General features: G+C 50.1%; 15 protein-coding genes and 1 pseudogene. 9 read left to right on the top strand and 7 right to left on the bottom strand.

The window, feature by feature from the left end:
- Positions 1-8: 8 nt before the first annotated feature.
- On the top strand, positions 9-1,175 hold the full coding sequence (locus HK11_RS06460; protein WP_086554533.1) for a DEAD/DEAH box helicase: 1,167 nt from the start codon (positions 9-11) through the stop codon (positions 1,173-1,175).
- 179 nt (positions 1,176-1,354) lie between these two features.
- Entirely contained in the window at positions 1,355-2,395 is a 1,041-nt protein-coding gene (locus tag HK11_RS06455) for a succinylglutamate desuccinylase/aspartoacylase family protein (protein ID WP_086554532.1), read from the top strand.
- A gap of 80 nt (positions 2,396-2,475) precedes the next feature.
- On the opposite strand, the gene glyA is transcribed toward HK11_RS06455, so the two are convergent.
- Positions 2,476-3,762 (bottom strand): serine hydroxymethyltransferase, encoded by a 1,287-nt coding sequence (glyA, locus tag HK11_RS06450; protein ID WP_086554531.1) that lies wholly within the window; start codon positions 3,760-3,762, stop codon positions 2,476-2,478.
- A gap of 187 nt (positions 3,763-3,949) precedes the next feature.
- Between glyA and HK11_RS06445 the strand changes: the two genes are divergently transcribed.
- The 4 genes from HK11_RS06445 to HK11_RS06430 all read left to right on the top strand — a co-directional run bounded on the left by HK11_RS06445 (position 3,950) and on the right by HK11_RS06430 (position 9,851).
- On the top strand, positions 3,950-5,410 hold the full coding sequence (locus HK11_RS06445) for an amino acid permease (RefSeq protein ID WP_086554636.1): 1,461 nt from the start codon (positions 3,950-3,952) through the stop codon (positions 5,408-5,410).
- 80 nt (positions 5,411-5,490) lie between these two features.
- The gene (gene hemB / locus HK11_RS06440) at positions 5,491-6,495 is read left to right on the top strand and encodes a porphobilinogen synthase (protein WP_086554530.1); all 1,005 of its coding nucleotides are present in this window, start codon (positions 5,491-5,493) and stop codon (positions 6,493-6,495) included.
- Between the two features lie 141 nt (positions 6,496-6,636).
- The gene (locus tag HK11_RS06435) at positions 6,637-7,380 is read left to right on the top strand and encodes an arginyltransferase (protein ID WP_086554529.1); all 744 of its coding nucleotides are present in this window, start codon (positions 6,637-6,639) and stop codon (positions 7,378-7,380) included.
- A gap of 26 nt (positions 7,381-7,406) precedes the next feature.
- Positions 7,407-9,851, top strand: coding sequence for a DUF3772 domain-containing protein (locus HK11_RS06430; protein WP_086554528.1), 2,445 nt, complete (start codon positions 7,407-7,409; stop codon positions 9,849-9,851).
- A 38-nt stretch (positions 9,852-9,889) separates the two neighbouring features.
- On the opposite strand, the gene HK11_RS06425 is transcribed toward HK11_RS06430, so the two are convergent.
- Positions 9,890-10,831 (bottom strand): DMT family transporter, encoded by a 942-nt coding sequence (locus HK11_RS06425; RefSeq protein WP_086554527.1) that lies wholly within the window; start codon positions 10,829-10,831, stop codon positions 9,890-9,892.
- A gap of 171 nt (positions 10,832-11,002) precedes the next feature.
- On the opposite strand from HK11_RS06425, the gene HK11_RS06420 reads away from it, so the two are divergent.
- Positions 11,003-11,791 carry a polyprenol monophosphomannose synthase gene (locus tag HK11_RS06420; RefSeq protein ID WP_086554526.1) on the top strand — a complete coding sequence of 263 codons (789 nt, stop codon included), beginning with the start codon at positions 11,003-11,005 and terminating at the stop codon, positions 11,789-11,791.
- A gap of 140 nt (positions 11,792-11,931) precedes the next feature.
- Positions 11,932-13,320 carry a glycosyltransferase family 39 protein gene (locus HK11_RS06415; protein WP_158092790.1) on the top strand — a complete coding sequence of 463 codons (1,389 nt, stop codon included), beginning with the start codon at positions 11,932-11,934 and terminating at the stop codon, positions 13,318-13,320.
- On the opposite strand, the gene HK11_RS06410 is transcribed toward HK11_RS06415, so the two are convergent.
- On the bottom strand, positions 13,308-15,695 hold the full coding sequence (locus HK11_RS06410) for a heavy metal translocating P-type ATPase (RefSeq protein ID WP_086554524.1): 2,388 nt from the start codon (positions 15,693-15,695) through the stop codon (positions 13,308-13,310). The genes HK11_RS06415 and HK11_RS06410 overlap by 13 nt on opposite strands.
- A gap of 225 nt (positions 15,696-15,920) precedes the next feature.
- Here HK11_RS06410 and HK11_RS06405 point away from each other — a divergent pair, with 225 nt between their 5' ends.
- Positions 15,921-16,187 carry a metal-sensitive transcriptional regulator gene (locus tag HK11_RS06405; protein ID WP_173559525.1) on the top strand — a complete coding sequence of 89 codons (267 nt, stop codon included), beginning with the start codon at positions 15,921-15,923 and terminating at the stop codon, positions 16,185-16,187.
- A gap of 22 nt (positions 16,188-16,209) precedes the next feature.
- On the opposite strand, the gene HK11_RS06400 is transcribed toward HK11_RS06405, so the two are convergent.
- From HK11_RS06400 to HK11_RS12570, 4 genes and pseudogenes are all read right to left on the bottom strand, one after another.
- Positions 16,210-17,025, bottom strand: coding sequence for a copper resistance protein B (locus tag HK11_RS06400; RefSeq protein ID WP_086554523.1), 816 nt, complete (start codon positions 17,023-17,025; stop codon positions 16,210-16,212).
- On the bottom strand, positions 17,025-18,983 hold the full coding sequence (locus HK11_RS06395) for a copper resistance system multicopper oxidase (protein WP_086554522.1): 1,959 nt from the start codon (positions 18,981-18,983) through the stop codon (positions 17,025-17,027). Before HK11_RS06395 ends, HK11_RS06400 begins: the two co-directional genes overlap by 1 nt.
- 65 nt (positions 18,984-19,048) lie before the next feature.
- On the bottom strand, positions 19,049-19,438 hold the full coding sequence (locus tag HK11_RS06390; RefSeq protein ID WP_086554521.1) for a hypothetical protein: 390 nt from the start codon (positions 19,436-19,438) through the stop codon (positions 19,049-19,051).
- A 171-nt stretch (positions 19,439-19,609) separates the two neighbouring features.
- Positions 19,610-19,814: pseudogene (locus HK11_RS12570) on the bottom strand (hypothetical protein); the annotation flags it as partial.

The following is a 19,814-nucleotide window of genomic DNA, read 5'->3' as shown; positions in this document are numbered from 1 at the left end:
AAACCAGCATGTCTAACAGTTTCGAGACAATGGGCCTTCTGCCCGCTCTTTGCACTCACGCTACCCAGGCGGGTATGACACAACCGACCCCCGTGCAGGAACAGACCATTCCTGCCGTGCTTAATGATAAAGATGTGCTGGCCATTGCCCCCACCGGCACAGGTAAAACGGCGGCCTATGCGCTGCCACTGTTACACCATCTGCTCAGCACACGCCGTCACAACGATGTGCTGGTGATTGTACCGACCCGGGAGCTTGCCCTGCAAACTGCCGGTGTTTTCAGACGCTGCCTGGGGCTGGACCCCAGAGCGAACCGTTTTAAGAGCGGTGCCCCGGCTGTTATCACATTATATGGTGGAGCTGACCGCGAACCTCAGGCTGAAAGTCTCGATCATAAGGGGCCGCGCGTTATTATCGCAACGCCGGGCCGCCTGCTTGATTTTATTCATATGGGTGACCTGGACCCGGCAACCTGCACCCGTGTTGTAATGGATGAAGGGGACAGGCTGTTTGCCCCTGAATTTTTTGAAGAAAGTGCAACTGTTATCGAGAGCCTGCCTGAAATACGTCAGACTTTATTTTTCTCGGCAACATTACCTGATACACTGACACCCGTTTTGCACAAATTACTGCACAAACCGGTCAAGGTTGAAATTGAAAAACACCCTGAGAAAAGAGGGCCCATTCGTCAGGGCGCTTATTTTATTGACCCCGGGCTGCGGACTGCTTTTCTTAAAACGTTTTTTAACCGCGACAGAAAAAGTAAAACGATTGTCTTTACCCAGACAAAAGCTGAGGCTGATCAGATTGCGGGCTTTCTGAAAAAGAACAAACTGCCTGCGGCACCTCTGCATGGTGACCTGACACAGGCACAGCGTAATGCAACTGTAGCCAGCTTCACCTCAGGGCGCACCCCCATACTGGTTGCAACAGATATTGCTGCACGCGGGCTGGACGTGCCTGACATTAAAACCGTTATTAATTTTGCCCCGCCTGAACAGCCCGAAGTCTATCTGCACCGTATTGGCCGCACAGGCAGAGCCGGTAAAACAGGCACCGCTCTGACCTTATGCAGCCTGACAGACCGCAAAAAACTCCGTGATATTGAAAAAGGTGCCGAAATAAAATTTCGTATCCTGACCGAAGATCAGGCCTTGCCACCACCAGCTAACTAACTGTTTTATTGTAATTTTATTAAAAATTCTCTTTTTTATACTTTTTTAACTTCCCGGACGGTAAATCAGTCCGGGGAGGGATTGCATACCAGCCCCCTTACTTTCATAGTAACTGCACTATGCAGGCATATTTCTTGTCAGCAGCTAATTTTTATCTGTAGTCAGACAGGATACACACTATGAGCTGTGCCTCCCGCAGACACGACACCGAGCATGCTCCGGTACGCTTCCGGACGATTTCTGCTGTGCTGGCTCCATCTCAGTATTCCCTGCCCGTCTTCACTCAGACAATCCCCCCTCCTGACATTACCCCCTGGATTAAAGGCAATTGTGGAATCGAAGGTGTGCATCACTTTGAAGGTCCGGCACGCGGGCCCCATGTTGTCATTACGGCTCTTATGCATGGCAATGAATATGCCGGGGCTTATGCTCTCAATGCGCTGCTGTCTCAAAAAATACGCCCTGAACGCGGAAAACTCAGCCTGATTTTTCTCAACTTAAAAGCTTTTGAGCAGTTTGACCCCCAACACCCCACACGCAGCCGCTTTGTGGATGAGGATATGAACCGGCTCTGGTGCCCTGACCTTCTTCGCTCAGGCCATCAGTCTTACGAAATAAACCGTATCCGAGCTGTGGCCCCGCTTATTACAGAAGCAGACAGAGTGCTAGACCTGCACTCGATGTTCTGGGACGGCCCGCCTCTTTTACTCACAGGACAGAAACAAAAAAATATAAACCATTCACGTGCCGTTGCCTCAGCTCTGACCAGCCCGCCGTGGGTTATACAGGATGCCCCCTGTCAGAGCGGTCTGCGCCTGATTGATCACCCTCATTTTTTATCTGACAATACACAGGCAACAGCCTGCCTTTTTGAAACAGGACAACACTGGAGCACCGCAAGTCAGGAGCTGGCACGTCGGGCTGCGGCTCTTTTTCCGCAAATATGCGGAATCACCTCTTCAGACCAAAGAGCGACACCTGTCGCAGCAAATATCAAAGCACCTGTCGCAGCCGTGACACATGCTGTGCATGCACGCACCGATAAATTCATTTTTATAAAACCATTTCGCAACTGTGACCTTATTCGCAGACAGGGAACTCTTCTGGCTCTTGATGGAGGAGAAGAAATTCGTACGCCTTACGATAACTGCCTTCTGGTTATTCCTAACCTGCGGCCGGTCAAAAACCACATTGCGCTCAGGCTTGCCAGAGCCTGTTAAACACTTACAGCGCCGCTTTAACACGACGCTGTAAGATCACCGAGACCTGACGGCCAGAAATCTGGCAGTCAGTTTAACACTCAGCTATAGATAGGGAAACGTGCGCAAAGAGCTTTAACTCGCTCATGCACAGCCTGTTCAACCTCATGATCGCCTTCTCCACCGGAGCGGGCCAGAGCTGTCAGCACTTCGTCAATCATGGCCCCGATTTCGTCAAACTCAGCCTCACGGAAACCACGTGCTGTTGCCGCCGGGCTGCCCAGACGCACACCTGACGTAATAGCCGGTTTTTCAGGGTCAAACGGAATGGCATTTTTGTTAGCGGTGATACCAGCACGCTCAAGAGCCTGCTCAGCAGCTTTACCGGTCACTTTTTTCGGACGCAGATCAACCAGAAGCAGGTGCGAATCTGTACCGCCGGTCACAATATCAAAGCCACGCTTTACGAGAGATTCTGCCAGCACATTGGCGTTAGTCTGCACAGCTTTCTGATATTCTTTAAACTCAGGCTGCAGTGCTTCTCCAAAAGCGACAGCTTTTGCAGCAATAACATGCATGAGCGGACCACCCTGAAGACCAGGGAAAACAGCTGAGTTAATTTTCTTCGCTAAAGCCTCATCATTAGTCAGGATAAGACCGCCGCGAGGACCACGAAGTGTTTTATGCGTGGTGGATGTTACCACATCGGCATAATCCAGCGGGTTGGGGTACAGACCTGCTGCAACCAGGCCGGCAAAATGGGCCATATCAACCATAAGAGCGGCACCGACTTCATCCGCAATTTTACGGAAGCGGGCAAAATCGATAATACGCGGATAAGCTGAACCACCGGCAACGATCAGAGTGGGCTTTGTTTCACGGGCCAGACGCTCCATCTCATCATAGTCAAGCAGACCATCCTGACGACGCACACCGTACTGCACCGCATTGAACCATTTGCCTGAATAGTTCGGGGCCGCACCATGGGTCAGATGCCCGCCTGCTGCCAGGCTCATACCCAGAACGGTATCACCAGGTTTTGCCAGCGCCATAAATGCGGCCTGGTTCGCATTAGCACCTGAATGAGGCTGCACATTGGCAAACCCGGCATTAAACAGCTTTTTAACCCGTTCAATTGCAAGGCTTTCCACCTTATCAACCTCAACACAGCCACCATAATAACGGCGACCAGGGTATCCTTCTGCATATTTGTTGGTCAGCACGCTGCCCTGAGCCTGTAAAACAGCCTGTGAAACCATGTTTTCACTGGCAATCAGCTCAATACCATCCTGCTGACGTTTGAGTTCCCCTGCCAGAGCGGCAGCAACAGCAGGATCGACCTCCTCTACAGTATCACGAAAAAAACGATCCAGATCTGTCCGGCTCATTGAAGGCTCCTTTTTAAATCTTTTGTAGTTGCCCACGCTATAGCACTATAAGCGGTAGACACAGTAGATAATTTCATTACGTTAAAAACATATCTTACTGACATAGCCAATTTGTTATTTTATCAGGACCACACCACCACGCCCTTTCTCCCTTTTATACGTGCTGGTTGTGACAGGAGAAAAACTGATGGAGCACAGGCCGCCATCTTCACCCGGCTCGTTATTCGCACGCTGTATGCCGCTTGAAAAACTGGAACGCAAAAATGGACTAAAGCGGGTTCTTGGGCCAGGAAATCTGATTGCTCTTGGCATTGGCACAACCATCGGAGCCGGGCTGTTTTCTCTGACTGGTATTGCTGCCTCAGAAAATGCGGGGCCGGCTGTAGCCATCTCTTTTCTTATTGCAGCCATTGCCTGTGGGTTTGCCGGGCTGTGCTACAGCGAACTGGCAAGTATGATTCCCATTGCCGGCAGTGCCTATACCTATGCATATGTTACAATGGGTGAACTGGTAGCCTGGATTATCGGCTGGGACCTGGTGCTTGAATATTCGGTCGGCGCAGCGACCGTGGCAGTAAGCTGGTCTCGTTATGTGACGTCTCTGCTTGACTCATGGGGGCTGGAACTTCCCCGAAGACTTACAGCATCCCCCCTTGAAAGGATCGGGATGCCAGATGGCACAATTGTCAGAGGCCTGATCAACCTGCCTGCGGCCTTTATTATATGCATTGTATCACTACTGCTTATACGCGGCATTTCACAGTCCGCTAAAGTTAACGCCGTTATTGTTATAATAAAACTCCTTATCATCGCCTCTTTTATTGGCTTTGGAATAGCGTTTATTCATCCCGCAAACTATCATCCCTTCATTCCCGAAAATACAGGCACGTTTGGCCACTTTGGCTGGTCTGGTATTATGCGTGCGGCAGGCACTATCTTTTTTGCCTATGTCGGATTCGATGTTGTTTCAACCACAGCACAGGAAACAAAAAACCCTGCACGTGATATGCCTATTGGCATTCTTGGCAGCCTGGTCATATGTGCCTTTGTTTATGTTGCCTTCTCAGTTGTGATGACAGGCCTGCTTAACTACAAACAGATGCTTGGCGACGCCGCACCGGTTGCGGCAGCCATTAACCAGACCCCTTATCACTGGCTGCAGCTGGCTATTAAAATTGGTATTATCTGCGGGTTCACCTCTGTGCTTCTCGGGCTGCTTCTCGGGCAAAGCCGCGTCTTTTTTGCAATGTCACGCGATGGGTTACTCCCTCCGATGTTCAGCAAAACACACAGTAAGTTTCAGACACCATGGCTTTCGAACATCTTTTTCATGGTCATCACCAGCCTGCTCAGCGCCTTCCTGCCGATCTCTGAACTTGGGCACATGACCTCGATAGGTACATTGCTGGCATTTGTTATTGCCTGCATCGGCGTTATGGTTCTGAGGCGTAAGTCACCCGATGCCCCGCGTGCTTTCCGGCTGCCGGGGGGAGACATTATCCCTGCCCTTGGCGTTTTATGCTGTGGCAGCCTGATGATAGCCCTCGACAAAATGACCTGGGTTCGCCTTGTTCTCTGGCTGTCAATTGGTCTGATCGTCTACATGGGTTACGGTCACCGCAATAGTAAACTCGCACGAAACAGGTAGACTTTACATCAGCCCCTGTCTGGTTTGTCACGCTTAGCTGTAACAGACCAGGCATCAACTCATTTCAGGAGATTTTCCCCATGAAGGCAGGGCGCTTTCCTCTGGCCCGCCCACGTCGTAACCGGGTTGACGATTTTACCCGTCGACTGGTTGCTGAAACTTCGCTGGGCATTAATAACCTTATCTGGCCGATTTTCTTTACCGAAGGCACGAATACCGTAACCGAAGTGGCCTCTATGCCAGGCGTGCACCGTGTTACCCTTGATCGCCTTGCAGGTCATGTCGAGCATGCCGCCAAACTGGACATTCCCGCTCTTGCCCTCTTTCCTGTCACACCTGCAGAAGTTAAGGATGCTGAAGGCACTGAGGCTCTCAACCCTGACAACCTGATGTGTCGGGCTGCACGCTTACTCAAAAAAGAATTTCCTCATCTCGGGCTGATTGGTGACGTCGCACTTGACCCCTATACCAGCCACGGCCATGACGGGGTTATTCGCGATGGTTATGTTCACAACGACGACTCTGTCGCTATTCTGACCCGGCAAACCGTTAATCAGGCAGCAGCCGGCATTGATATTATCGCTCCGTCAGACATGATGGATGGCCGTATCAGCACGATGCGTACAGCCCTTGACGAAAATGGCATGGTGAACACACGCATCATGTCTTACGCGGCTAAATATGCCAGTGTATTCTATGGTCCGTTTCGTGATGCTCTGGGGTCAGGAGACAAACTGAAGGGTGATAAAAAAACCTATCAGATGGACCCTGCCAACAGCGATGAAGCCATGCGCGAAGTCGAGATGGATATTGCTGAAGGTGCTGACATGGTCATGGTTAAACCTGGCATGCCGTACCTCGACATCGTGCAGCGCGTAAAAGAAACTTTTTCTGTTCCCACTTATGTGTACCAGGTCTCTGGTGAATACGCGATGCTTATGGCTGCCATTCGAAATGGCTGGCTCGACCATGAGCGCGCCGTCATGGAAAGCCTGCTTGCCTTCCGTCGTGCCGGAGCTAATGGTATACTCACTTACTTTGCTGTTGAAGCTGCTGAACGTATTCGTCAGACCTACGGACAGTAAGATACTCTTATTTTTTCTGTGGCCAGATGAGTCTGTCTGACCACAGAAAAAATCTGATATGTGTTATTATATCCCGGTTAACACCACCAAAATAAATATCTCTGGATTTTCTTACCTGTAAGCTGAACGGACAGACCCCTTATGGTTTCACCGCTGCGTCATTCGCAGTTTTTCTATTCTGCTCAAGCTACGCCCTGCCCCTATCTGCCAGGCAAAACCGAGCGTAAAATAATTGCTGACCTGGCAACACCTCAGGCAAACGCCCTGCATAGTCGCCTGTCCCGTGCGGGGTTTCGGCGCAGTCATACTTTCGCTTATATGCCAATGTGCGAAAACTGCTCTGCCTGCATTCCCATTCGTCTGCCTGTGTCGCAGTTTACCCCTGACCGGACACAAAGACGCACCCTGCGTCGTAATGCTGACCTTGTGATCAGCGTGGCCGCTCCGGTTGCGACCGCTGAGCAATACGCCCTGTTTCGTCGTTATCAGCACTCACGCCATGCTGACAGTGACATGGCTCAGATGACAGAGACAGACTACCAGGGCATGATAGAGGATACACCTGTTGCGACCGCTGTCCTCGAGTTTCGTACAGCTGACCAGACCCTCGTTGCGGTTAGTCTGATTGATGTGCTTGAAGACGGAATTTCAGCCGTTTATAATTTTTATGACCCCGAACAGACACAACGTTCTCTGGGCAGCTTTGCTATTCTGACTTTAACTGAACACACCCGCACTCTGAATCTGCCTTATCTCTACTTAGGATACTGGATAGAAAAATCAGAGAAAATGGCCTATAAAACGAACTACCGCCCTGCAGAAATACTTCAGTCCGGGTCATGGCGTCCTCTCCCCCCGCCTGCAGACGCAAAAAAAACTTTCTGACCGCCCATTTTGCTACAGGAAACCTGATGGCTTTTATACCGACACGTGCTCTTTCTGCTCTTTTTACTGCTTTATTTATAGGAATATGCTCACTCACTACGCTTCCCGCAGCATGGGCAGCAGCAGAAGACACACAGCAAAATCAGTCAGAAAGTACAAATCCGACTACCCCTCTTATCTCAGGTATTTCTGTTATCGCTCCTGACTCTACTCTTGATGCTATGGGGGCTGAGCTGCATTCTGTTTATGAAAGCAGCACTAAGAATTATACAAAGACTGAAAGCACGGTTGCATATGCTGCGTTACTAAAACGAGCCTCAGCTATTGCAACACAGGCTGATGGGCTACTGGCAAAAATCAAGCCATACAATACGATTTATCAGAACTTTCTAAACATTCTGGGCAAAGCACCGGAAAAAGGAGATACAAGTGAATCTCCTTCAGTAACAGCGCAGCGTAAAGCCCTTTCTGTAAAGCAGCGCGATATTTCTGAACGTATGACCAGACTGCGCCTGTATCAGCTGGAAGCACAGCAGCTTGTTGACGAACTGCGCCAGCATGGCTCTGCCATTCAGCAGGCCACTCTGACACAGCGTTTTCCAACACCACTGGGCATAACATTCTGGTCTCAGCTGGTTGATGCGGCTGGCAATAACACGGGTCGTCTGTCACGTCTGGCACAGGAGAGTGGTGCTGTCCTTTCAGCATCTCTTAAAGGGCAGCGTGCCCTGCTGACCCTGGGGTCATTTGCTCTTTCTGCTCTCCTGCTCACAGGATGGCTTTTTAGCCGCAGAGGCATCAGAAGCCTGGTCTCCCGCGTGCTGCCTGCCGGTCGTATCAGAGCTATTGTGGCCACTGTCACCTGCAGCATTCTGACAGCTATTATCTGGCGTTTTTCTTTTGATATTGCATGGGCCGGCATCTCATTTAACAATAATGCCCTGCAGGAAGATCTCTCCGTTCTGGCCGGTATGATTGCCATACAAATCCCGATTTGTGGCTTTGTCACCGAACTGGGATTTAACCTGCTCTCCCGCGATGAAAAATGGCGTATCATCAGCCTTTCTGACACACTGGCGAAAAACCTCCGCCTGTTTCCTTTCTGGTTTGCTGTTGCGCTGGCTATCCGTGGCATTCTGCGCTTTATCGATACCAAAAGTGGCCTGAGCAGCATGTCGATCCAGTTTTGTGATGCTCTTTATGTGCTGAGTGTCAGTCCGTTGCTGTTTGCCGTTCCCCGCCAGCTCCGTCTCTCGACCGGTGAGGGAAAAGAAATACACAGCTCACTTGCTCCGCTGTTACAGACTCTCGCAAGTTCTGTCTCCATCGTCTGCTGGATTGCTGTCTTTTTAGGCTATATTCCCCTTGCCTACTCCATTATCACATGGATTTCAGGCATGGCTGTCACAACAACTGCACTCGTACTGTTTGCTATGCTGGTCATCGCACTGGGCGATACTATTTTCCCTTCCTCTGCACCCGTTGGCTCACGTCTTGTACAACTGGGCCTGCCTGCTCGTCTGGTTGATCAGGCCTGCGTTGTTATTCCCGGCATTATATGTGTTTTTCTTGTCATTATGGGCTTTGCCGTTGCCACAGCAGGAGCCACTTTTGACCCCTCACAGATCATCAGTCGTATTGCCTATATCTTTAACGGAGCCGACACCTCAACCAGTGGTGAAGGTGGTTTTCATATCTCGCTCGATGCAATTATTCTCTGCATTCTCCTGTTTATTCTTGGCTCTTATGCCATCAAAATTCTTACCACCTGGTTTCGTGAGCGTTACTTCCCTAAAACCAGCCTCGATATTGGTGCACAGTCATCTATACTGAGTATCATCACATACTCCTCATGGATCCTTATCGGACTGACCGCTGCCTCCACACTCGGCGTCACCATGAAGAGCATGACATGGGTCGTCAGCGCGCTCTCAGTTGGTATCGGTTTTGGTCTTCAGTCTATCGTGCAGAACTTTGTGTCAGGTATTATTCTGATGGCAGAGCGTCCTGTCTCAATTGGGGATGTCGTTGAAATTGCAGGCTCTCGCGGTGTCATTACCCGCATCAGTGTGCGTTCAACCAATATTGCCCTGTCAGATAAATCAACTCTGATTGTTCCAAACTCACAGTTCATTACAACGGCTGTGCGTAATGCCACGCGCTCTGAAAAACCAGGTGTGTTTACCACAGTGCTACAGCTGCCTTTTGCCTCTGACCTTGAAAGAGCAATGCAGGTCATGATCGAAGCTCTGACAGCCAGTAAAAATGTTGACCCGACTTACCCGCCAACAGCAACGATCACCAATATTGCTGACGGATCAGCCCTGCTTACAGGCACAGCACGCGCTAACGATGTGTCGAGCACGACAACGATCCGCAGTGAAGCTTTGTTTGATATCTGGCAGGCTTTTCAGGAAAATAATATCCCGATCAGTATCCCGAACAGCCTTGCGCCTTTTCCTGATAAATAACACAAAAGAACCCGGGATACTCTCCCGGGTTTTTTATGTCAGGACGAAGCTGGCTTTTTTTTATGAGCTGTCAGGCATAAAACAACACTTGCTGTTACCAGTACAAAAGCAACAACCTCCATCAGCCTGGGCCAGCGCTGCTCCCATACAAAACCATAAATCAGGGCAAATAACGTCTCAAACAATATCATCTGCCCGACAAGTGTCAGAGGCACGAGACGGCTCATTTTGTTCCATAATGCGTTACCACAGATTGACGCCAGCAAAGCAACAGCAGATGAAACACCAAAAAAATATAGCCAGCGCGCCCCACTGTGATGGGCCGTAGTGACAAACAGCACAACAGGCAGCAACACCAGAGACAGCGCTCCCGTCACGATACCTGTCAGCAAGTTCCAGTCCTGTACAGAAATATGGTGCAGGCGCGACAGGCAACGTGTGTTCCCTACCGCGTAGGCTGTCCATGAAACCAGAGCACCCACAGCACAGATCACCCCCTGTAGCGTATGAGGTGAAGCGGAATCAGACAAAAAAGCCTGGTAACCAATGCAAAAAGTACCGGCAACACAAAGACATAAAGACGGCATCAGAGAGCGCACCGATGGTGCATGAGCATCGCGGGTGCCAATCAGTGTCACAGCTACGGGCAAAAACCCGATGATAAGTGATGTCAGAGCGATACCGCCCGTCTGCACAGCGCGGGAGAGCAGAATATAGTAAACAATATTGCCCAGCAGTGAGAGCCATATCAAAGCAATCCAGTCTTTACGACCAGGCATACTCAGCGCTCTGGTCCAGCGAGGTGCAAGCAATACTGCCGCCATAAAACCATAAGCAAGATAACGCCCTGCTGCGAGCTGTACCGGCGAAAAATCGCTCACCAGTGCAGGAGCCAGAAACACCAGCCCCCATAAAGCGCCGGCACCGGCACCGCACAACACCCCACGTGGTATATGCTGCTTTTCTGCATCAGAGATCATTATAGAAAGTTAACCTTTCTTATTTTTTTACAGGCAAACATTTTTTCTCATAAAATAAATTTTTATATCCTGTGATATAAAGAAAAACTTTTTATTTTTAACAAAAAAACGACATAAAATCCCGGCAACAGAGCCCCGTAAACTTTACGCGCAAATGGACATGAAAGATATATGACGCATACTGACATCAGCATTATCGTCCCATGCTACAATGAATGTGCTAATATACGCCCCCTTGTCAAAGCGTTACATAGTGCCCTTGGCGACTACAGCTGGGAGGTCGTGTTTGTTGATGATAACTCTCCCGACGGCACCATTCATGAAGTGCGTAAGCTGGCTGCTGAAAATTCGCATGTCAGAGGTATTCTGCGTATCGGACGTAAGGGCCTCTCATCAGCTGTCATAGAGGGAGCTTTATCCTCATCAGCCTCCGTTATTGCTGTGATGGATGGCGATATGCAGCATGATGAAACATGCCTGCCCGCCATGATCAGAGCCATACTTGATGACCAGCACGATATGGCAGTTGCCAGCAGACATATCGAGGGTGGAAGCTGCGACGGGCTCTCCAGCGCATGGCGCCATCTTCTGTCTCAGTCAGGTATAAAGCTTGCTCAGTGCCTTACCTCAGCGCCGGTCACTGACCCTATGAGCGGTTTCTTTGCTATGAAGCGTGAATGGTTTGAGGCACGGGCACCAGAGCTTTCAGGTAAGGGTTTTAAAATTTTACTTGAGCTTTTGCTCGTATCATCTGAGCCGGTAAAATTAAAAGAAGTGCCTATGGTTTTCCGTGACCGCCTGCACGGCGAAAGCAAGCTTTCACCTAAGGTCATGATCCTGTTTCTTGTTATGCTGGCAGAGAACCTTCTCAAAAAACCACGCATAAAATGCCTGAAATTCCCCTTGCTCACCATACTGATAAGCAGCGCTCTTTTCCTGTTCTGGCGAAAAAAAGCATAACACAGGCAATGTCCTCTTTATGATACCGGAAGAAAGCAATGCACATAAGTGACGTATCTGAAAAACGCTTACGCCTTATAATATATAGTTTTCTTCTGATAACTGCTGTTTGTCTGCGCTGGCAGGCACTTGGCGCCCCCATGATTAATATTGACGAGGAGTTTTACCTCTTTACAGGGGGCCGTATTCTTCAGGGTGATCTGCCATTTGTCGATATATGGGACAGAAAACCTGTTGGTCTGTTCCTGCTCTATGCTTTTTTTCATCTTTTTGGAACATGGCGCATTCTGGCATATCAGATCGGCGCACTGCTCAGCGTGTGGGGAACGGCCATACTTGTATGGCGTATGGCCCGAACTATCGCGCCGGCAGGAGGAGCCGTTCTTGCTGCACTACTTTATGAAATCTGGCTTATTCTCGCCGGAGGAGAAGGTGGACAGTCTCCTGTTTTTTATAATCTTTTAACAGCTGCAGCCATGAGCTGCATTATATGTTTTCTGCCCGCCATTAAGAAAAATGACCAGTTTCGCCGCAACATGGGCATAGTGGTTATGCTCTTTCTGGGGCTGGCCATACAAATAAAATATACTGTTATTGTCGAAGGCATATTTGCCGGCCTGTATCTGTTATGGACAGGCTTGCGTGCAAAAAATTCTCCAAGACACCTGCTGGCCGATGCCTCTGTCTGGATCAGCTGCGCCCTTCTGCCAACCTGCCTCTCATTCCTTTTTTATCGTGCAAAAGGATATGGGCATGCCTGGTGGTTTGCTAACATTAAATCGATTTTTTTACGTGGTCATATGAGCCATAGTCAGATCGAAAGCATTACTGTTGTCATTATCGCAATACTCATACCTCTGATGCTATGCTGGCTCATCAGAAAACCTCTTTCCATACATTTTCAGGGTGAGCAAAAAGAACATATTATCTTCTTTAATATATGGTCAGTTTTTGCCCTTCTCAGCCTGTTTAGTCTTGGGTCCTGGTATAATCACTACACGCTGCCTGCTCTTTTACCTCTCTCTATCCAGGCGGCTCCTTTATGGCGTAAAAAAACGGGACAGTTTCTGATAATTGCTGCCGCATGCTGTGGCACTGTTATTGGGCAAAGAGCCCTTTTCCGACATTTTCAACAACACGCTAATATTATTGCTTTTGAAGAAATGCAGGCTGCTCTTTCTTCTCCGCCAGGCTGTATCTTTATCTATGATGGCCCGGCAATACTGTATGACACACCGGCTTATTGCAAACTAACAACGCACCCTTTCCCCTCTCATTTCAGTTCTGAGATCGAAAAAAACGCAACCGGCATGAACCCCCTTAAAGAAATATCTTCTGTCCTGGCACAAAGACCTGCACATATTGTCTCAACAGAACCTGCTGACGCTGAAGAAAATCAGAGTGTTCGTGCGCGCCTGTATGAGACACTCAGCAAAGACTATACCCCGACCTATCAGCATCACTTTCGTCATCATACCACCGTTATTTACACCCGTAATACATTACTCAGCCCGGCTCACTCCCCCTGACCTGAAGAGTGAGGACGTGGCCGCCAGCGGTTAAGCAGCAATGAGTTTGATACAACTGAGACCGAGCTCATTGCCATCGCTGCACCTGCCAGAACAGGGTTAAGCAAACCAAAGGCCGCAAGTGGCAAGCCAAGAATATTATAGAAAAATGCAAAAAAGAGATTTTGTCTGATTTTACGTAATGTTGCCCGTGACAAAGAAATAGCATCGGGCACGCTGTTCAGGTCACTGTTCATCAGCACAACATCAGCTGTTTCAAGTGCAATGCCTGAACCGGCACCAATAGCAAAACCCACATCAGCTGCTGCCAGTGCCGGTGCATCATTCACACCATCACCTACCATGCCGACGACCTGGCCCTCTCCGCGATATTGCTCAACATGACGTGCTTTATCTGCCGGCAGCACGCCGGCCTCATAACTTTCAATCCCCAGTACTGAAGCCACTGCCGCCGCCGCCCGCTGGTTATCACCGGTCAGCATAACAATTTTAATGCCTGCTTTTCTGAGTGTCTGCACGACGGCACGCGCCTCAGCACGTACACGATCTGACAGCGCGATATACCCCATCACTACACCAGACCTGGCCACGACAATCACTGTCTTACCTTCCTGCTCAAGCTGCTCAATCAAAGCATCATCACAGGCTATAGCCTGCTGCGACATAAAGCGCGGCGCACCCAGCGATATCTTATCGCTTCCGCTCACAGCCTGGACACCCATGCCAGGAACTGCCTCAAACCCTGTCATTTCGACAGGCTTGCTCTGCACCTGCTGCCCGTATGTCATTACCGCCCGTGCAAGGGGATGTTCAGAATTCTGCTCAAGCGCACAGGCCACTGCAAGCAGGCTCTCAATCTCATACCCTGCGGCAGGCAGCACATCACTTACAACAGGCTTACCTTCGGTCAGCGTCCCGGTTTTATCAACAACAAGCGTTGTCAGTTTTTGTGAAAGCTCAAGAGCATCTGCATTACGAAACAAAATACCCGCCCGCGCGCCCAGCCCTGTGCCGACCATAATCGCCGTAGGGGTCGCAAGCCCCAGGGAACAGGGGCAGGCAATAACCAGAACAGACACGGCGGAGACAACGCTCCAGGTAAAATGGCCCGTAATGGCCCATCCGGCAAAAAAAGTCAGACAGGCAAGGCCAATAACAACAGGCACAAACACACCAGCCACTTTATCGGCCAGTCGCTGCACATGTGCTTTTGACCCCTGTGCCTGCTCAACCATTTTCACAATCTGAGACAGGACTGTCTCATTCCCCACGCCTGTTGCCCTGACACGCAGCGCACCGTTAGCGTTCATTGTGCCGCCAAAAACCTGGCTGTCGGGCTGCTTAAAAACCGGCACACTCTCGCCTGTCAGCATCGCCTCATTCACATCCGACTGCCCCTCAAGCACAAGGCCATCAACAGGCACAGACTCACCCGGGCGGACAACAAAAACATCACCTTTTTTTACACTGGCAACAGGCTGATCTGTCACGCCGTCAGCTGTTTCCACATGTGCAGTCTGCGGCTGAAGTTTTAAAAGACTTTCAATGCCTGAGGTTGTTTTGTTCTTAGCGCGTGTCTCAAGCAGTTTGCCAAGAGAAATAAGCGTAATAATTGCAACACTGGCTTCAAAATATACTGGCTGATGTGCCCCTGTTACCATCACCACTACACTGAAAAAATATGCGATTCCTGTGCCCATAACAACCAGGACATCCATATTGGCAGAGCCACTGCGCAGGGACTTCCATGCTCCCTGATACATATGGCGGGCACAGTAAAACTGCACAGGTGTTGCCAGCAAAAGCTGTACCCATGCAGGCATGAAGTCTCTGTGCTCAAAAAACATCCAGGCCATTTCAATAAAAAATGGCAAAGATAAAACCAGAGTCAGTAAAAAACTGTTGCGCTCAGCCAGCCAGTGCTGCCTGCGCTTTGTGCTCTGGTCCTGCATCATTTCAGCAGAATGCACCTGCCCGCCAAAACCAGCTTTTTCGACCTGAGCAATCAGTGACTGAGGGTCAGAAACACCTGGCACATACAAAATATGTGCCTGCTCAGTGGCGAGATTAACCGCCGCCTGCACGCCAGGCTGCCTGTTAAGCACTTTTTCAAGTCGCGTCGCACATGAAGCACAGGTCATGCCACTGATATCAAGGTCAAGCGCGCTTTGCTCAACCTGAAAGCCTGCCTGTCTGACAGCAGCAAAAACATGCTCAAGGTCTTCTGCCGGGTTATCAAGCTGAACCTGCGCCTGTTCAGTGGCAAAATTCACTGTAGCCTGCACGCCAGGCTGCCTGTTAAGCACTTTTTCCAGACGTGCTGCGCAGGATGCACAGGTCATGCCATCAACGGGGAAGCTGATATTTTCGGACATTTTCACCTCTGACAGACATTTTCTAACTTGAGATCATATACCCCCTTAGGGTATATTTTCAAGAAAATACTCTTTCTGTTTTCATCAGCTTACTCTCTCTTTATACTCTCTGATAAAAATACTCAGAAAAACAATGGAGCAATCGTGAGCTTATCCGCTGTAAACTCTCCTCACAACACAGCCAGAAAACCCTGCCATGGCGAGCCGGAAACCGACGGCAAACGCGTGGAACAACCTGAAAAAAAAGCTCTTATAAATCGTCTGCGCCGCATAGAAGGACAAACAGGTGGCGTACGCACAATGGTCGAAACTGACCGCTATTGTGTAGATATTCTGACACAGATTTCAGCCATCAAATCTGCACTTGATGGTGTTGCGATCGAAATTTTAAGCAACCATGCCTCTGGCTGTGTCAGAAATGCGATACAAAATAACGGCGGTGAAGCTGAAATTAATGAACTTCTGGGGCTCATGCGCAAAATGATTCGCTAAGAGCCCGTTTTCTTCACTGCCTTTAAAACCAGCTCCGTATACCCAGGGTAAAACGCGTTGTACCCGTTTTGCTACCCTGGTCATGCACAATACGACGCGCCTGTGTCAGATAACCAGAATAGGTTACTGCAATATAGGGCGCAAACTTACGCCAGATTTCATAACGCAGGCGTAAACCTGCATCTACATCTGACAAACCCGCTCCGGACTGACGCGCAGCGTCTGACTTTGTATAAAAATTAAACTCTGCCTGAGGCTGAAGAATAAGGCGGTTTGTCAGCAAAAAATCGTAAGAGCCTTCAACCTTAGCTGCAAAACGCCCCTCATCACTCACATAAGCCGTTGCCTGCACTTCAAACTGGTACAGTGCCAGCCCCTGGATACCAAAAGCCCCCCAGGTACGCATTGGCCCATCATCCAGATCAAGCCGGACACCCGCCTGAACATCAAAATAAGTCGAGACAGAACGACTATATAAAAGCTCCTGCTGGCCATCCTGCAGACGACCGCGCTCAAGTGTGCCTTCGCTTTTCAGCCACAGCTTATTATAGTCAGACCCATACCAGGACTCACCATCCCAGCGAAAATCTGTGCCTGACGCACTATAACGCCCCTCCATTTCATTCAGTATACCGTGAAAATACGTACCCTGGTCCATAACCGGGTTCATATGCCCTACAGGAACAAAAGGTGTGGCAGAAGGTGCATCAGCTGCCAGATGCTGTATGGTCACAACAGGAGAAGTGGCATCCTGCGACTGTGAGTTATCAGCCCGTGCCTGCCCTGCTGCGCTACACGCCAGCACGACTGACAAAACCGGAAAAATAATCCCTTTCATCACTCAACCACCACCACACGAAACATCCCCAGCTCCATATGCAGCATCAGATGGCAATGATACGCCCATGCACCTGGCGCATCGGCCGTCACAAGGTAGCTGAGCCGCGAGCCTGGCTGTGAAATAATAGTATGCTTATAAGGCCGGTAGTCTCCCTGCCCGTTTTCAAGCTCACTCCACATACCGTGCAGGTGAATGGGGTGCTCCATCATCGTGTCGTTAATCAGGGTAAACCGCACACGCTCATTTCTTTTCAGGCGGATGGGCCCCGATTCTGAGTATTTACGGCCATTAAACCCCCAGATATAGCGCTCCATATTACCGGTTAAATGCAGAATAATCTCACGTGAAGGAGGGCGCAGATCAGTGCCCGGCCGTGTTGCTCTGAGCTGTTTGTAGTTCAGCACCCTGCGCCCGTTATGCTCAAGCCCGTCACCCGGGCTGCCAAGCCGGTCAATGGGCATCTGTGCCACATTCTGGTTTTCAACATTCAGCGGCGGCGGGCCTGGGTCATCAATTTCCAGCGGCGGTGGCGGCGCAGCCGGCATATGCGCTGGCGGCACGCTCTTTGCCGGGGTCTTCGCCCCCATATCCATCCCGGGCATATCGTCATCAGACATATCCATGCCGGCCATATCATCATCTGACATGTCCATATTTTTCATATCCATGGATGCCGCTTTTTTTGGGGCGGCCGTGTTAGCAGGTGCCACATCTGTATGGTGAGGCATCGACACCGGGGTGGCAGATTTCTCACCTGCTGTTGTACCGGACTGAGCAGGCATCTTCATGTCCTTCATGCTCATCCCTGGCTTCATATCGCCCATACCCATATCAACCATAGTTCTGACCGGGCGCGGGTCCATAGGGGGAACCGGAGCCTCCATGCCAGCATGAGGGGCCAGCGTGCCCCGGGCATAACCTGTGCGGTCCTCGCTTTGTACAAAAATGCTGTAGGCTTTCTCATCCCCGGGCTGAACAATCACGTCATAAGTCTCAGCCACACCAATGCGAAATTCATCGACCGGAACAGGTTCAATATCATTCCCGTCAGCCTGCACAACCAGCATTTCAAGCCCTGGTATACGCACATCAAAAAACGTCATTGATGAGCCATTAATAAAGCGCAGCCTGACGCGTTCACCAGGACGAAACACACCATTCCAGTTCATATCCGGGGAGTGGCCATTAAGCAGATATGTATAAATAATGCCCGAGACATCTGAGATATCTGTCGCAGCCATACGCATACGCGACCACATCAGGCGGTTCTTCAGGGCTGCCACAGCACTGCCAGCCTCACGCGCCTGCTGAGGGAAAGACGCCGCTGTGCGCTGCCGGAAGGTATAATAATCATCCTGCATTTTGAGATTACTGATCATGTCGTCGGGGGACACATCCGTCCACTCAGACAGAAAAATCACATAATCCCGTTCACAGGCATTCGGGTCAGGTTCTGCCGGGTCAATAACAATTGCACCGTAAAGCCCCTGAGCCTCCTGCATGCCTGAGTGACTATGGTACCAGTATGTGCCGCTTTGCATGAGAGGAAAGCGATAGGTAAAACTCTCACCTGGTTTAATCCCCATAAAGCTCAGTCCGGGCACACCATCCATAGTATAAGGCAGGCGCAGACCATGCCAGTGGATTGAAGTATGCTCATGCTTAAGGTGATTCGTTACCTTAATTTCAACCGTATCCCCCTGCCGCCAGCGCAAGGTTGGCCCGGGCAGGCTGCCATCGACACAAGGGGCCTTCAGAGCCTTATGGTCAATTTCAATGTGTTTCTGGCTGATATTAAGATGCCACTGCGCAGAAGACTGAGCCGGAATTATGCCGGCCACCGGAGAAATGGCCCAGGCAGACCGGGGGAATGCCGCAGCAAACCCACCGGCCCCAAGACCTGTCACAAAGCTGCGACGCGTCAGGCCATCCCGCATACGAGATGAGAACTTCATTTTTACTCATTATCCACAATAGAGCTCAGAGTTCCTGCCTCCTTTTCAGGAAAGCAGGCATGTTTTCAGATCAGAAAACTCTGTGCTCTTGGTGGTCTGAGTAAGGGGGCACATCTGGTGCCTGTAAATGTGGTCTGAGAAAAATGGACAAAAACCATTCGGGTTAATGGCTTTGTATCGTCGTGCAGACCCACCACAGCAGGTAAAGGCACGGCACAAACCCCTGTGGCAACCGAGCAGCATTTATCCTGCCCGGGCAACGTCGTCTGCTCACCACCCTTATGCCGGGGAGCATCGACAGGCACTGTCTGAGGCATAACCATATGTGATGAACAGTGATGCTGCACCATAACCGGCATCTTAGCCTGTGCAGGCACAACAGAGAACCACAGCCCTGCCTGCACAAACAGACAAATGAACAAACCAGTCAGAAATCTGGCGCAATGCCTGATCATGACCGAATGCCTCTGCCGGGTATGGTTACGCAATATCATGCCCTTTATATACCCCATGGGGGCATATAAATCCAGATTTTTCTGAAATCTCTTTCAGGCAAAAACTCAGCTTTCTCAGCGGATCATATTATTCAGAGCTAACCCGCTGAGCAGAACGATACCTCTCAGATTTTACTGTTTAGTGCTGCCACCTGAAAAGGTGTTTTTAATACCTTTACCGGCATCATCACCCCACTCTCCAACTTTGTGAGCGGCATCAACTGTACCATTTTTGGTGGCGTTCCAGCCTTTCTCAGTGCCGTGCTTTGTTGCGTCCCAGCCCTTCTCAGAAACAGACTTTGTCTTATCCCACGCTTTATCGGCCCCTTTGCTGGTG

Origin of the sequence: Acetobacter sp. DmW_043 (genome assembly GCF_002153485.1) — a bacterium.
GTDB lineage: Bacteria > Pseudomonadota > Alphaproteobacteria > Acetobacterales > Acetobacteraceae > Acetobacter > Acetobacter thailandicus.
This window is presented reverse-complemented; position numbering and strand designations above follow the sequence as displayed.

Excerpts from the sequence above, each read along its gene's own strand:
- HK11_RS06460 (WP_086554533.1), top strand. The coding sequence starts at position 9 with ATGTCTAACAGTTTCGAGACAATGGGCCTTCTGCCCGCTCTTTGCACT.
- HK11_RS06455 (WP_086554532.1), top strand. The coding sequence starts at position 1,355 with ATGAGCTGTGCCTCCCGCAGACACGACACCGAGCATGCTCCGGTACGC.
- glyA (WP_086554531.1), bottom strand. The coding sequence starts at position 3,762 with ATGAGCCGGACAGATCTGGATCGTTTTTTTCGTGATACTGTAGAGGAG.
- HK11_RS06445 (WP_086554636.1), top strand. The coding sequence starts at position 3,950 with ATGGAGCACAGGCCGCCATCTTCACCCGGCTCGTTATTCGCACGCTGT.
- hemB (WP_086554530.1), top strand. The coding sequence starts at position 5,491 with ATGAAGGCAGGGCGCTTTCCTCTGGCCCGCCCACGTCGTAACCGGGTT.
- HK11_RS06435 (WP_086554529.1), top strand. The coding sequence starts at position 6,637 with ATGGTTTCACCGCTGCGTCATTCGCAGTTTTTCTATTCTGCTCAAGCT.
- HK11_RS06430 (WP_086554528.1), top strand. The coding sequence starts at position 7,407 with ATGGCTTTTATACCGACACGTGCTCTTTCTGCTCTTTTTACTGCTTTA.
- HK11_RS06425 (WP_086554527.1), bottom strand. The coding sequence starts at position 10,831 with ATGATCTCTGATGCAGAAAAGCAGCATATACCACGTGGGGTGTTGTGC.
- HK11_RS06420 (WP_086554526.1), top strand. The coding sequence starts at position 11,003 with ATGACGCATACTGACATCAGCATTATCGTCCCATGCTACAATGAATGT.
- HK11_RS06415 (WP_158092790.1), top strand. The coding sequence starts at position 11,932 with ATGATTAATATTGACGAGGAGTTTTACCTCTTTACAGGGGGCCGTATT.
- HK11_RS06410 (WP_086554524.1), bottom strand. The coding sequence starts at position 15,695 with ATGTCCGAAAATATCAGCTTCCCCGTTGATGGCATGACCTGTGCATCC.
- HK11_RS06400 (WP_086554523.1), bottom strand. The coding sequence starts at position 17,025 with ATGAAAGGGATTATTTTTCCGGTTTTGTCAGTCGTGCTGGCGTGTAGC.
- HK11_RS06395 (WP_086554522.1), bottom strand. The coding sequence starts at position 18,983 with ATGAAGTTCTCATCTCGTATGCGGGATGGCCTGACGCGTCGCAGCTTT.
- HK11_RS06390 (WP_086554521.1), bottom strand. The coding sequence starts at position 19,438 with ATGATCAGGCATTGCGCCAGATTTCTGACTGGTTTGTTCATTTGTCTG.